The sequence below is a fragment of the Nocardioides soli genome (genome assembly GCF_014191495.1).
Classification (GTDB): domain Bacteria; phylum Actinomycetota; class Actinomycetes; order Propionibacteriales; family Nocardioidaceae; genus Nocardioides; species Nocardioides soli.
On the sequence record NZ_JACHWR010000001.1, the window covers coordinates 1,242,071 to 1,255,429 of the forward strand.

11 protein-coding genes are annotated in these 13,359 nt (G+C 72.0%); 5 read left to right on the forward strand and 6 right to left on the reverse strand.

Features of this window, described 5'->3' with window-relative positions; all coding sequences use genetic code 11:
- Positions 1–45: 45 nt before the first annotated feature.
- Complete coding sequence (gene rsmA, locus FHU40_RS06360; protein WP_183591392.1) at positions 46–906, reverse strand: 16S rRNA (adenine(1518)-N(6)/adenine(1519)-N(6))-dimethyltransferase RsmA; 861 nt, start codon at positions 904–906, stop codon at positions 46–48.
- A gap of 124 nt (positions 907–1,030) precedes the next feature.
- On the opposite strand from rsmA, the gene FHU40_RS06365 reads away from it, so the two are divergent.
- Complete coding sequence (locus tag FHU40_RS06365) at positions 1,031–4,195, forward strand: immune inhibitor A domain-containing protein (protein WP_246389963.1); 3,165 nt, start codon at positions 1,031–1,033, stop codon at positions 4,193–4,195.
- A 69-nt stretch (positions 4,196–4,264) separates the two neighbouring features.
- A complete protein-coding gene (locus FHU40_RS06370) occupies positions 4,265–5,410 on the forward strand; it encodes a hypothetical protein (protein ID WP_183591394.1) in 1,146 nt (381 codons plus the stop codon).
- A gap of 19 nt (positions 5,411–5,429) precedes the next feature.
- Here the strand turns inward: FHU40_RS06370 and FHU40_RS06375 are convergent, their stop codons facing one another.
- From FHU40_RS06375 to rsmI, 4 genes are all read right to left on the reverse strand, one after another.
- The gene (locus FHU40_RS06375) at positions 5,430–6,572 is read right to left on the reverse strand and encodes a resuscitation-promoting factor (RefSeq protein WP_343057749.1); all 1,143 of its coding nucleotides are present in this window, start codon (positions 6,570–6,572) and stop codon (positions 5,430–5,432) included.
- Between the two features lie 358 nt (positions 6,573–6,930).
- Complete coding sequence (locus FHU40_RS06380) at positions 6,931–7,758, reverse strand: TatD family hydrolase (protein WP_183591395.1); 828 nt, start codon at positions 7,756–7,758, stop codon at positions 6,931–6,933.
- A 67-nt stretch (positions 7,759–7,825) separates the two neighbouring features.
- On the reverse strand, positions 7,826–8,677 hold the full coding sequence (locus FHU40_RS06385) for an alpha/beta fold hydrolase (RefSeq protein ID WP_183591396.1): 852 nt from the start codon (positions 8,675–8,677) through the stop codon (positions 7,826–7,828).
- Positions 8,674–9,552 (reverse strand): 16S rRNA (cytidine(1402)-2'-O)-methyltransferase, encoded by an 879-nt coding sequence (rsmI, locus tag FHU40_RS06390; protein ID WP_343057750.1) that lies wholly within the window; start codon positions 9,550–9,552, stop codon positions 8,674–8,676. Before rsmI ends, FHU40_RS06385 begins: the two co-directional genes overlap by 4 nt.
- A gap of 18 nt (positions 9,553–9,570) precedes the next feature.
- Here rsmI and FHU40_RS06395 point away from each other — a divergent pair, with 18 nt between their 5' ends.
- Genes FHU40_RS06395 through FHU40_RS06405 form a run of 3 tightly spaced genes read left to right on the forward strand, consistent with a single transcriptional unit; the run spans position 9,571 to position 12,036 of the window.
- Entirely contained in the window at positions 9,571–11,250 is a 1,680-nt protein-coding gene (locus FHU40_RS06395; RefSeq protein WP_343057751.1) for a dolichyl-phosphate-mannose--protein mannosyltransferase, read from the forward strand.
- 34 nt (positions 11,251–11,284) lie between these two features.
- Positions 11,285–11,701 (forward strand): TIGR03618 family F420-dependent PPOX class oxidoreductase, encoded by a 417-nt coding sequence (locus FHU40_RS06400; RefSeq protein WP_183591397.1) that lies wholly within the window; start codon positions 11,285–11,287, stop codon positions 11,699–11,701.
- 47 nt (positions 11,702–11,748) lie between these two features.
- Positions 11,749–12,036 (forward strand): DUF3263 domain-containing protein, encoded by a 288-nt coding sequence (locus FHU40_RS06405; protein ID WP_183591398.1) that lies wholly within the window; start codon positions 11,749–11,751, stop codon positions 12,034–12,036.
- Between the two features lie 27 nt (positions 12,037–12,063).
- Here the strand turns inward: FHU40_RS06405 and FHU40_RS06410 are convergent, their stop codons facing one another.
- Positions 12,064–13,308 (reverse strand): endonuclease/exonuclease/phosphatase family protein, encoded by a 1,245-nt coding sequence (locus FHU40_RS06410; RefSeq protein ID WP_183591399.1) that lies wholly within the window; start codon positions 13,306–13,308, stop codon positions 12,064–12,066.
- Positions 13,309–13,359 lie beyond the last annotated feature (51 nt).

The following is a 13,359-nucleotide window of genomic DNA, read 5'->3' on the forward strand; positions in this document are numbered from 1 at the left end:
TCGGAACGGTTGCTGACTCACCGCCGCCCGGCGCCCAGCGCAGCCTCATGACGCCAACCCCTCTGCGATCCGCACGAAGTCGTGGACGGTCAGGGTCTCGCCACGGGCCAACGGCGCCACGCCGGCCCGCTCCAGCGCGGCGTCGACGACCTCGGCCGGGGCGAGCACGCGCAGCGCGCCGCGGAGCGCCTTGCGGCGCTGGGCGAACGCCGCATCGATCACGTCGAAGACCCGCTCGCGCGGCACCATGGTGCTCGGCGGCTCGCGGCGGGTCCAGGCGACCAGGCCGGAGTCGACGTTGGGCGCGGGCCAGAAGACGTTGCGGCCGATCGCGCCCGCTCGGCGTACGTCGGCGAACCAGGCGGCCTTGACCGACGGGACGCCGTACACCTTGGAGCCGGGCGAGGCGGCCAGCCGGTCGGCCACCTCCGCCTGCACCATCACGAGGCCGCGCTCGAGCGACGGCAGCAGGGCGAGCAGGTGCAGCAACACCGGGACCGAGACGTTGTAGGGCAGGTTCGCGACCAGGGCGGTCGGCGGCGGGCCCGGCACCTCGTCGACCCGCATCGCATCGGCGCGCACCACCTCGAGCCGGTCGGCCTGGGCCGGCGCGTACGCCGCGATCGTCTCGGGCAGCAGCCCCGCGAGCTTGTCGTCGACCTCGATGGCCACCACCCGGCCGACGACCTCGAGCAGCGCGAGGGTCAGCGACCCCAGCCCCGGCCCGACCTCGACCACCACGTCGTCGGCGGTGACGCCGGCCTCGCGGACGATCCGCCGCACGGTGTTGGCGTCGATCACGAAGTTCTGGCCGCGCTGCTTGGTCGGGCGCAGGTCGAGGCGCGCCGCCAGCGCACGCACGTCTGCCGGCCCGAGCAGGCGAGGTTCGGCGGACGTGTCGGACATGGTCGTCAGCGTAGTCAGCGCGAGGCGGTGCTCCGATTCGGCGGCGGTCGTCGGCGGACGTCGCTAGGGTCCGAGGCACATCGCTGCGGGCCCGGGTCCGCGACCGACTCGGAGGAACCCATTGATGAGACGTGCCATCTCGACCCTCAGCGCGATCGCGGTCGTCGCCGTGCTGCCGATGGTCGCCACGCCGGCCCAGGCGGCACCGGAGACGTTGCCTGCCGCGCCCCAGGCGGACCCGGGTGCCAAGAAGCTCGACAACAGGAGCCATCCGCTCTCCGCGCGCCGCACCGCGCTGCGACAGCAGGCGGTGGAGGAGCTGCTCGACGGCGACGCCGAGCTCAAGGGCAGGGGCCGCAACCGCACCATCGAGATGGCGAACGGCGTCGAGGTGGAGTACGGCGTGACCCAGCACGCGAACCTGTTGACCTTCCTGGTCGAGTTCGGCGAGGACGACCCGGCCGACCTGGCCAACGAGGACTTCCCCGCCGAGGGTCCGCTCCACAACGAGATCCCCGCACCGGGCCCGTCGGACAACTCGACGTACTGGAAGGCCGACTTCAACCGCCAGCACTTCGAGGACATGTTCTTCAACGGCATGCCGGAGCAGGGCGGCGAGTCGTTCAAGGATCTCTACTCAGAAATGTCGAGCGGCCGCTTCGACCTGGAGGGCGACGTCTCCGACTGGGTGCAGGTGCCCCACTCGGAGGCCTTCTACTCCGACGAGGACGGCTATGAGAACCAGCCGGAGATGACGGCGTTCATCGGGGACAGCGCGACCGCCTGGTACGACGCCCAGGTCGTCGCCGGGAAGACCGACGACGAGATCCGGGACTACCTCGCGCAGTACGACCAGTGGGACCGCTACGACATCGACGGTGACGGCGACTACGACGAGCCGGACGGCTACATCGACCACTTCCAAGCCGTGCACGCCGGCGAGGGCGAGGAGGCCGGCGCGGACATCTGGACCATCTGGTCGCACCGCTGGGCCGCGAACACCGACGGCTTCGGGGAGGACGGCCCGGAGTGCCCGGCGGGCATGGACGTCGAGGCCCCGGAGTCGGACTGCCTCGTCGGCGGCGTCCAGATCGGCGACACCGGCTACTGGATCTTCGACTACACCACCGAGCCCGAGAACGGCGGCCTGGGGGTGTTCGCGCACGAGTTCGGTCACGACCTCGGCCTCCGCGACTACTACGACACCGGCAGTGGCGACAACAGCAACGGCTTCTGGACCCTGATGGACTCCGGCTCCTGGCTCGGCCACGGCGACGGTGCCACCGGCAACTCGGCCGGCCACATGGGCGCGACGGAGAAGCTCTTCCTCGGCTGGTACGGCCGCGAGACGGCGGACGGCTTCGCTGACCTCGCCGTTGTCGACGGCGCCGGCGCCTCGGAGGAGGTCGTCCTCGGCCCGTCGTATCACGCCACGTCGACCGGCAAGCAGGCCGTCCTGGTCACTCTTCCTGAGGGCCACGACATCGCCACGGGCCCGGTGTCGACTGGCAACTACCTCTATTCAGGCACGAAGGACGACACGTCGGTCACCGCGACCAGCCCGCACATCTCCCTCCCCGGGGGCTCGCCGCTCCTGACCGCGAACGTCGCCTACAGCATCGAGAACGGCGCCGACTTCGCCTACCTCCAAGTGCGGCCCGACGGCGGCGACTGGTCGAACGTCATGACCAGCAGTTCGGTCGCCGGCGGCGGTATCACCGGCAACCAGCTCTCCTTCGCCGACATCACCGCGGATCTGAGCGCCTACGCCGGACAAGAGGTCCAGTTGCGCTGGGCCTACGTCACCGACGCCAACACCCACGGTGCGGGGTTCCTGGTGCGCAACGTCTCCGTCGGCACCTACTCGACGGCGTTCGGCGCGACCAACGATTGGGTCCTCGACGGGTTCCACTCCGTGGTCGACGGCCAGTACGAGTACGACTTCGCGCACTCGTATGTGGCTGAGAACCGCACCTTCGACGGGTACGACGTGGCCCTGAGCCAGGGTCCGTACAGCCATGACTATGCGGTCTCCGCACCCGGGAAGAAGGTGGACCACTACTCCTACGAGGACGGCCTGCTCGTCTACTACTCCAACGGCGCCTACGGCGACAACAACACCAGTGAGCACCCGGGCTACGGCGCGAACCTGCCCGTCGATGCGAACCCGGCCTCGATCACGTGGAGCGGGACCGGGGCCGATGCCGCGGCGAACGGCCGCCTCCAGGCGTTCGACGCGACGTTCGACGTCGACGAGACGAATGCCCTCTCGCTGACCCGCGAGGTGGTGGGGGGCGGCTCTCAGTCGGTTGACGTTCCCGCGCGCCCCAGCGTGCCGGTCTTCGACGACTCGAACGTCGACGGCTACTGGACTGAGGACGCCAACGGCTGGTTCTCCACCAAGGTCGCCGGCGCCGGCACCATGATCCAGGTTGTCTCCTCTGACAAGTCCGCCGACAAGATGGTGGTGAAGGTCGGCAAGCGGTTCGTCGCCGCGCTCGGCGGGGCGTCCCTGAGCGGCACCGCGCAGCCGGGGAGCACCCTGACCGCGACGGCTCCCGCCTGGTTCCAGCAGGGCGTGACCACCACGGCGACCTGGCTGCGCGACGGGACACCGATCCCGGGCGCAGGTGGCAGCACCTACCAGGTGCAGGGCGCCGATGTCGGCCACACCCTCTCGGCCCGGGTCACCGGCACCAAGGAGGGCTACGCCAGCACGACCGTCACCACCTCCGGCGTACCGGCGACCCAGGCCGGCGCACCGACCGCCGCCGCCGCGCCGCGGATCACCGGCACGGCGCGGGTCGGCCGCACCCTGAAGGTCACCGGCGCGCAGTGGAGCGTCCCGGGCACCTCGACGTACACGTGGACGGTCGGCGGCAAGACCGTCGGCAGCGGCGCGTCGTACCAGCCGAAGCCGGCCGACGCCGGCAAGCAGGTGACCGCGACGGAGACGTTCACCGCGGCCGGCTATGCGATCGCCACGGCGAGCGCCACGTCGGGCAAGGTGGCCAAGGCGAAGGTGAGCCTGAACGTCGGCCACGGCAAGGCCAAGAGGGGCAAGAAGGTGTCCGTCACGGTCCGGGCCACCTCACCCGACCTGAAGGTGCCCGGCAAGGTGAAGCTCACCTACGCCGGCGAGAAGCTCAAGGCCGCGAAGCTCAAGAAGGGCAAGGTCACGGTCAAGCTCCCGGCGCACAAGGCCGGCAGGTACAAGCTCAAGGTCACCTACCCGGGCGCGACCGGGTTCGGCCAGGTCAGGAAGACCGTCAAGATCAAGGTGAAGTGAGCCTGGAGTGACCTGACGAGGGTCCCGGTGCGCCGCACCGGGACCCTCGTCATGTGTTCTGATGGTGGCGTGTGGGTGAGACGCGTCGTCGCGACGCTGTGTGTGCTGGCGGTCGCCGCGGTCCCGGTGCTGGTGAGCCCGGGCGCGCAGGCGGTCGTGCCGACCCAGGGTCCGACGATCGTCGGCACCGCGCAGGTCGGTAAGACGCTGACCGCGCAGGGTGCGACCTGGCCGGTCGCCGGCACCTCGACGTTCGCCTGGTACGTCGGGCCGAGCAAGATCGCGAGCGGACCGACGTACGTCGTCCGGCCCGCGCGGCTCGGGCAGCAGATCACGCTCACCGAGACCTTCACCGCCACCGTCGGCGGCGAGACCGGCACGGCCAGCGTCACCACGCCGCAGGTCGTCGAGGGCGACCCGCCGGCCCCGAACCGGGCGCTGACCGTCACCGGCCCGGCCGAGGTCGGGGCGTCCCTGGTGGCCAAGCGGGCGACGTTCCCGGTCAAGGGCGTGACGACGCTGACCTGGACGATCGACGGCGCCCGGGTCGGCACCGGCCGGTCCTACACGATCCGGCCCGGCGACCTGGGCAAGGTGGTGCGCCTGACGCAGTACTTCTCGAGCAACGGGTACGCCGCCACCACGCTCACCCTCGACCGCGGACCGGTCGGGCTCGGGCCGGCGCCGGTCGCCTTCGGCCGGCCGTCGATCTCCGGCAAGGTGCAGGCCGGGTCTCGGCTCAAGGTCACCGGCGGCACCTGGTCGGCACCGGGCAGGTCGACCTACGCCTGGTCGGTGGACGGCACCGAGGTTCGCCGCGGCCGGTCGTACGTCGTGTCGCTGGCCGACGTGGGCTCGCGGGTGACCGTGACCGAGACCTTCACCAGCCCGGGCTACGAGCCCGGGACGGTGAGCGCTCAGACGCCGGTCGTCGGGCCGGCACCGGTCCGGCTGCGGATCAAGGTGGGCAAGGCGCGGACCGGCCGACGGGTGGCGGTCATCATCCGCGCGACCTCACCGGGTCCGGAGGTGCCCGGCAAGGTGCGGATCGGCTACTCCGGCAGGTCCCTCGGGGCGAAGAAGCTCACCAAGGGCAAGACGTCGCTCCGGCTGCCTCGCAAGAAGCAGGACGGCGAGCACCGGCTCCGGGTGATCTACCGAGGCAAGCACGGCTTCGGCTCGGCCAGCCGGATCGTCATGATCCGGCTGCGCTGAACCTGGAGCCGGGCCGAGCTCAGCGCGGGAGGCCCAGGCTGGCCGCGCAGGCCGGCCAGGCGCCGTAGCCCCCGGAGGCGTCGCGGAGCTTGGTCGCGATGGCGATCTGCGTCTCGCGGCTCGCGTTGCTCGGGAGGCCGGTGCCGCCGTGCGCCTGCCAGGTGCCGAGGCTGAACTGGAGTCCGCCGTAGTAGCCGTTGCCGGTGTTGATCGCCCAGTTGCCGCCGGACTCGCACTGCGCGAGCCGGTCCCACACGGTGTTGCCGCCGGCGAAGCTGACCACCTGCTTCTTGGTGCCGACCTTGACGATCCGGTCGACCGGCGCCCGCTTGACGGCCTGGCGGAGCACGGTGCGGTCGGCGACCTCGCCGTTGCGGTAGACGATGCGGTAGGTGACGTCACGCAGGCCGCTGCGGCCCTCGCGGACCACGGACTCCTCGCCTTCGTACATCGAGCCGTCCGTGCGCTCGACGGTGCCGAACGGCACGGCCTCGGCGCCCACCCGCTTGCGGACGATCCGCCGGTCGGTGAAGACGACCCGGTCGCCGTCCTCGAGCACGTGGTCGACGGCCGGCTCGGTGCGATCGTGCTTGCCGACCTTGACGCCGAGCTCGCCCAGGGCGTCCTCGACGGTGAGCGCGGTGAGCGTACGGCGTACCGGCTTGCGGCCGCCGACCTCGACGGTGAGCTTCTTGGGGGTGACGACGTCGAGGGACATCCCGCCGCGGTCGATCGCGCCGCCGCGGCTCGCCGAGAGATCGGCGCCGGCGTAGCGCTTGCCGACCTCGTCGAGCGCCCCCGAGACGGTCGTCGCGGTGACCCAGTGGGTCGTGCTCGTGCCGTCGACGTTGAGCTCGAACGGGCGGGCGAAGTGGACCGAGATGCGGGTGCCGTCGCTGACCTGCTCGTCGAGCGCCGGCGCGACCTCGTCGCGGTCGGTCACCTCGACGCCCTCGGCGTCGAGCACGTCGCCGACCGTGCCGCCGAAGGCGGAGACCTGCTGCGACCTGCCGTCGAGGGTGAGGGTCACGGACTTGCTCAGCGCGCTGTAGCCCCATGTGGTGCCGGCGACCGCGGCGACGGCGACCGCCGCGGTGGCGATCATCAGGGGTCGGCTGGTGGCGAAGCGGCGGAACCGGCTGGTGTGCTCGTTGTCGGGCACGTCTCTCCGAACGTCGTACTCTCCGGGCCTCGGGTGCCAGCGCGCCCGACACGTGTCTCCACCCTGGTGGTGAGCTGTCTCGGGGGACTTCCGGCGGCCTGATGCGGCCACCTGCACTGGTCAGATCGGGTCCCGATCCCGGCCATCGGTAGTCCAGACCACCAGCCTTCCCGGCTCGTTGCAAACTGAACCAGGCGAAATTGTGGAAATCGTGAGCCGCCTCTCAACGCCCCGAAGGCCTCATCCGTCACATCAGTCCCACCGGCCCCGCGCTCGTTTCACCGGCTGCCCGGGGAAACGAGCGCGACACGCCGCGGCGCACCGGCGTGTCGCGCGCGCTTCGCCTGACAGGCCCGCCCTACCAGGACCCGCCGAAGGCGGCGAAGGTGTTCGCCTCGATCGCCGCGCACAGCTCGCCGAGGTCGTCACCGCGCACCTCGGCCATCGCCCGCACCGTGAGCGGCACCAGGTAGGAGCCGTTGGTGCGGCCGCGGTGCGGCATCGGCGTCAGGTACGGCGCGTCGGTCTCGACCAGCACCCGGTCGCGGGGGGTGACGGCGAGGGCGTCGCGCAGCGGCGCGGCGTTCTTGAACGTCACGGTGCCGGCGAAGGAGAGGTGCGCACCGCGCGAGAGGCAGGCCCGCGCGAAGTCGGCGTCGCCCGAGAAGCAGTGCATCACCCACCGGTCGGGGGCGCCCTCGCTGTCGAGCACCCGCAGGACGTCGTCGTGGGCGTCCCGGTCGTGGATCACCAGCGTCTTGTCGAGCCGCTTGGCCAGGTCGATGTGCCGACGGAAGGACTCCTCCTGCACGGCCCGACCCTCCTCGCCGGTGCGGAAGAAGTCCAGGCCGGTCTCCCCCACCGCGCGCACCCGGTCGTGCGCGGCCGCGAGCGCCTCGATCTCGGCCATCGCGTCGTCGAGCGACGGGAGCCGCGGCGCCTCGTTGGGGTGCAGCGCGACCCCGGCGACCAGCGCGTCGTACGTCGCGGCCGCCTCGACCGCCCAGCGCGCGCCGGGCAGGTCGCAGCCGATCTGGACGATCCGCGGCACGCCCGCGGCGGCGGCCGCCGCGAGCGCGTCGGCCACCGGCAGTGCGGGCTCGTCGCCCCGGGCGATGTCGAGATGGCAGTGGTTGTCGACGACCGGGTGCGGCAAGGGCTCCGGCGCCGGCAGGAGGGTGCTCATGCGGGGTCCCCGCGGAATCGTGGGCTGGAGGAGCGGAACGGGGGAAGTCCGCGATTTCGTGGGGTGCTCACGCACCCACCTCGGAGGCGACCACGCGCTCGATGATCGCCGCCGCGCAGTCGTCGGGCGCCTGCGTCGGGATCCAGTGGCTGACGCCGGTCAGCTCGACGAGCTGGTACGGCGCGTCGACCCACGCGGCAGTGCCGTCGACGCCGATCCGGGTGATCGCCACGTCGCGGTCGCTCCAGACCAGCGTCGTGGACACGGTCACGCGGTGGTCGGCCGATCCGGGCCGCGCCAGCGGGAGGGCGCGGTACCAGCCGAGCGCGTGCGGCAGCGCGCCGTACTCCACGATCTCGCGGCGGAACCGCTCCACCTCGGCGTCGCTCATGCCCGCCCGGCGCATGCTCTGGTCGAAGCGACCGCCCGGTCGCCGGGCGCTGAGCTCGGGCAGCAGCGGCAGGTTGAAGAACGCCATGTAGCGCGAGCGCCGGCGCTGGGCCGGCGTCCTCATCGCCCGGGCGAAGGCCGCGGGGTGGGGCACGGAGATCGCGGTCCAGCTGCGCAGCAGGTCGGGCCGGCGCATCGCGACCGCCCAGCCGACCGCCGAGCCCCAGTCGTGACCGGCCAGGTGGACCGGCCCGCCGATCCGCTCGATCAGCGCGACGGCGTCGCCCGCGAGCCGGGACATCCGGTAGTCCCGACGCCGACGCGGCCGGGCGCCCGGCGAGTAGCCGCGCTGGTCGAGCGCGTAGGTGCGCAGGCCCGCCTCGTGCAGCAGCGGCGTGACCAGCCGCCAGGTCGTGCTGCGCTCGGGGAACCCGTGCAGCAGCACGATCGGGCGTCCGTCGCTCGGGCCCTCGTCGAGGACGTCGAAGCTGAGGCCGTCGTGGTGGAGGACCCGGATCCGCTCGCTCATGCGCCTCCTCCTCCCCCGTGGACGAGGTTGTAGACCTCTCGCTTCGGTACGCCGGCGCGCCGGGCCACGTCCACGATGGCCTCCTTGCGGGGCAGGCCCGCGGCCTCGAGGTCCCCGACCGCGGCGAGCAGGCTCGCCGGGTCCGACCCGACCTCGGCGACCGGCGCCGCGCCGGCGACCACGATCGTGACCTCGCCGCGCACGCCCTCGGCCGCCCAGGCGACCAGGTCGGCGAGCGGCCCGCGGCGTACCTCCTCGTGGGTCTTGGTGAGCTCGCGGCACACCGCCGCGGCCCGGTCGCCGCCGAAGGCCTCCGCCATCGCCGCGAGCGCCGCCTCGGTGCGGTGCGGCGCCTCGAAGAAGACCATCGTGCGCTGCTCGTCCGCCAGGTCGGCCAGGCGACGGGACCGCTCGCCGGCCTTGCGCGGCAGGAAGCCCTCGAAGCAGAACCGGTCGACCGGCAGCCCGCTGAGCGCGAGCGCGGTCAGCACGGCCGAGGGGCCGGGGACGGCGGTAACCCGGACGTCGTGCTCGACGGCGGCCGCGACCAGGCGGTAGCCGGGGTCGGAGACGCTCGGCATCCCGGCGTCGGTGACCAGCAGCACCCGGTCGCCCGCCAGCAGCGCCTCCAGCAGCACGGGGGTGCGCGCGGACTCGTTGCCCTCGAAGTACGACACGATCCGCCCGGCGATCGTGACGCCCAGGTCGGTGGTCAGCCGCTTGAGCCGACGGGTGTCCTCGGCGGCGACCACGTCGGCGCCGGCCAGTTCCTCGGCCAGTCGCGGCGGCGCGTCCCCGACCTGTCCGATCGGCGTCGCCGCCAGCACCAGCACACCGGAGGGGACGCCGGACGGGGCGGGGTGAGTGGGTGCCACGTCCTAGAGTCTTCCATCGTGACCACCGCCGCGCCCCCCGAGCCTGCGGAGGAGCGTGTCGGACTCTCCCGTGACGCCGCCGGCCGGCCGGTCCCGTCGGCGTGGCGGCGCGCCCGGTCGCGGATCCGGGGCGAGGACCCGGTCGTCGGGTGGGCCGCCAGCATCGCGGTGGCGCTGCTGGCGCTGTTCCTGCGGCTGTGGCATCTCGGCCGGCCGCACGCGTTCGAGTTCGACGAGACCTACTACGCCAAGGACGCCTGGTCGCTGCTGCACTTCGGCTACGCCCGCGACTACGTCGACAAGGCCAACGATCGCATCCTCGACGGACAGACGACCGACCTGTGGAAGTCGACGCCGGAGATGGTCGTGCACCCCGACGTCGGCAAGTGGCTGATCGCACTCGGCGAGAAGGCCTTCGGGATGGACCCCTTCGGCTGGCGGGTCTCCGCGGCCGTCGTGGGCGCCCTCATGGTGCTGGTGATGTGCCGGCTGGCCCGCCGGCTCACCGGATCCACGCTCCTGGGCTGCGTCGCCGGCCTGCTGCTGTGCTTCGACGGCCTGCACTTCGTGCTGTCCCGGCTGGCGCTGCTCGACATCTTCGTCGCGTTCTTCATCCTCTGTGGTGTCCACTGCCTGGTGGCCGACCGCGACTGGCACCGCGCCCGGATGGCCCGCCTGGTGCCGGACCAGGTCTCCGACGGCCGGTCCTGGGGGCCGGTGCGCGGGCTGCTGCTGCGGCCGTGGCTGCTGCTCGGCGGCGTGTGCTGGGGACTCGCGGTGGGCTCGAAGTGGGAGGCGCTCTACCCCCTCGCGGCGTTCGGCCTCCTCGTCTGGCTGTGGTCGGCCGGCGCGCGCCGCTCCTTCGGCGTCCGGTGGGCCGTGCTGCGCTCCGCGGTGGTCGACGGGATCCCGGCGTTCGTGCAGCTCGTCCTGGTGGCCCTGGTCGTCTACGTCGCGAGCTGGACCGGCTGGCTGGTCAACGCCCAGGCCTACGAGCAGCACCTCTCCGCCACCCAGTACACCCACTACGACGGCGGCCAGGACTGGCCGACCCGCACCGAGCCCGACGCCTCCGGCCTGGGCGAGGTGACCCAGTCGCTGCGGTCGCTCTGGTACTACCACCAGGACGTCTACGCCTTTCACACCCACTTCCTCAACGACAGCACGCACACCTACGCCTCCAACCCGGCCGGCTGGCTGCTGCTCAACCGGCCGGTCGGCGTCGCCGCCGACACCGACATCCAGCCGGGCACCCAGGGCTGTGCCGCGCCGGCCGGGAGCGACTGCCTGCGCCAGGTGCTGCTGCTCGGCACGCCCGCGATCTGGTGGGCCGGCTGCCTGGCGATCCTCTACGCGCTGGCGATGTGGGTCGGCGCCCGCGACTGGCGCTTCGGGCTGGCGGTGGTCGGCGTGGCCTCCACCTGGCTGCCCTGGCTGCAGTACGACGACCGGCCGATCTTCTCCTTCTACGCCGTCATCACGCTGCCGTTCCTGGTGCTGGCGCTGACGCTCGCCATCGGGCGACTGCTCGGCACCTCGGCCGCGCCGAGCGGGCGGCGGACGGCCGGCGTCGTGGTGTCCGGCGCCTTCCTCGTGCTCGTGCTGCTGAACTTCGCCTGGTTCTGGCCGATCTGGACCAACCAGCTCCTGACCCACGGCGAGTGGTTGGACCGGATCTGGTTCACCCGCTGGATCTGACCCCACCGAGCTGCCGACCTGCCAGCATGTGCGCGTGACCTCGTGGCAACCCGGGTGGGAAGACTTCCCGCCGTCGCTCCTGGAGTTCTGGACCGAGCGACACCTGTGCACCCTGACCACCCTGCGCGCCGACGGGCGACCGCACGTCGTACCGGTCGGGGTCGCGCTCGACCTCGACGAGCGCTGCGCCTGGGTGATCACCTCCGGCACCTCGCGCAAGGCGCTCCAGACGGCGGCCGACCCCCGCGTCGCGGCCTGCCAGGTCGACGGCGCCCGCTGGTCGACGCTCGAGGGCCGGGCGCAGGTCCGCACCGACGAGGCGGCGGTGCGGCGGGCCGAGGAGCGGTACGCCGCGCGCTACCGCGTCCCGCGGCCGAACCCGGCTCGGGTCGCGCTCCGGATCGAGGTGGAGCGCTTCCTGATCTCACCGGCATTCGCCGAGCCCGCGTGACGGGGTCGGTTTCGGACGACGCGCCACGGGATGTCAGGCTTGGCGCCATGTCCGCCCAGACCCCCGCGCCCGCGCCCCACGGCGGCGACGAGCTCAGCGATCTCGACCGCGAGATCCTCGCGTTCGAGAGCGACTGGGTCTCGCACGCCGGCGCGAAGGACGAGGCGGTCCGCGAGCGCTTCGCCCTGACGCCGACCGGCTACCACCAGCTGCTCAACCGGCTGATCGACCTGCCCGCCGCCGAGGCCCACGCGCCGCGGCTGGTGCGCCGGCTCCGGCGCCGCCGCGCCGCACGCCAGGAGCAGCGCAGCGCCCGGCGGCTCGCCTCCGGCTGACCGGGGCGAGCGCCGTACGCCGGCGGGTCAGGACCTGTTCGCCTCGATCACGCCGCGGACCTTCTCCGCCCCCGGGATCGGGACCATGTTGACCGGATCGACGATCTCGAGGGTGTAGTACTCCTCGTCCTCGGTCTGGCCGTCGCGGTTGATCTTCACGTAGATCGTGCGGGAGCCGGGGAGGAACGACGTGGGGTCGATGTAGAAGTCCGCGCCCTCGGTCGCCGTGCTCTCCGCGGCGTTCACGCGCACGGTGGCGTAGCCGTGCGAGAAGTCGCCGACCAGCGGGATCTCCACGAACTTGCCGGCCTTCTTGGTGTACTCGTTGCGCACCGGCGGCGACTGGCCGAACCCGATCGAGCCGAGCGGCGCGACGTACGTCGGGTCGGGGGGCGGCATCTGGTAGGTGCCGATCGCGGGCCGGTGGTCGGAGCCCTTGACGTTGGTCAGGATCTGGGTGCTGACCGGCGCGCCGGAGTTCCAGATCTGGTCGATCAGCGCATTGCTGTGAGTGCCGTACTTCTTCGAGAGCAGTGGGCTCTTCTCCCAGACGGACTTGAAGCCGATCTTCTTGAACTGCTTGACCGGCAGCTGCTTCTTGCCCGCCCGGATGTCCTCCTTGTAGCCGGCGTTGAAGTCGCCCAGGACGAAGACCTCGTCGCTCGCGCTCCGCTCGGCGCGGGCGGTCTTGACCAGCGTGCGCAGCTGCTTCAGGTAGAGCTTCTTCGCCTGCGGGCGGCCCGGGACGAACTTGCCGCCCTTCACGGTGCCGGTGAGCAGGTGGACGTTGATGAAGCTGAGCTGGTGGCCGCTCGCCCGGTGGAAGAGGCGCACCACCGTCGCCCAGTTGGGGGTCTTGGCCTCCTCGCCGCCGCCGTTGCGTCCCTCGATCCGGTGCGGGTCGGAGAGCTTGACGCCGCTGCCGGAGACGAAGTCGAGCTGGCGACGGTCCCAGATGATCGGGTTCTGCTGCAGCTGCGGCGGCCGGTAGTAGCCCCAGTTGTAGTCGGCGATGAGCCACTTGTTCTTGTCGTTCATGCCGACCTCCTGGAGACCGAGCACGTCGACCGACGGCTTCACCTGGGTGACGACGTTCTTGAAGGTGTCGACCGTGGCCCGGGAGATCACGTTGTACGTGCCGATCCGCACCTGGAGCGGGTCCGCCTTGCGCGCGTGCCCGGGAGCGGGCGCGGCGGTCGAGGCGGACGTCGCGGCGAGAGCGGACAGCGCCAGGGCGGCAGCGGTCAGGACTCGGGTGGCGGCACGGTGCACGAAGGATCTCCCTCAAATTGGGTACGTCACAGGGTACGGAGGAGACACCCG

Excerpts from the sequence above, each read along its gene's own strand:
- FHU40_RS06365 (WP_246389963.1), top strand. The coding sequence starts at position 1,031 with ATGAGACGTGCCATCTCGACCCTCAGCGCGATCGCGGTCGTCGCCGTG.
- FHU40_RS06405 (WP_183591398.1), top strand. The coding sequence starts at position 11,749 with ATGTCCGCCCAGACCCCCGCGCCCGCGCCCCACGGCGGCGACGAGCTC.
- FHU40_RS06380 (WP_183591395.1), bottom strand. The coding sequence starts at position 7,758 with ATGAGCACCCTCCTGCCGGCGCCGGAGCCCTTGCCGCACCCGGTCGTC.
- rsmA (WP_183591392.1), bottom strand. The coding sequence starts at position 906 with ATGTCCGACACGTCCGCCGAACCTCGCCTGCTCGGGCCGGCAGACGTG.
- FHU40_RS06385 (WP_183591396.1), bottom strand. The coding sequence starts at position 8,677 with ATGAGCGAGCGGATCCGGGTCCTCCACCACGACGGCCTCAGCTTCGAC.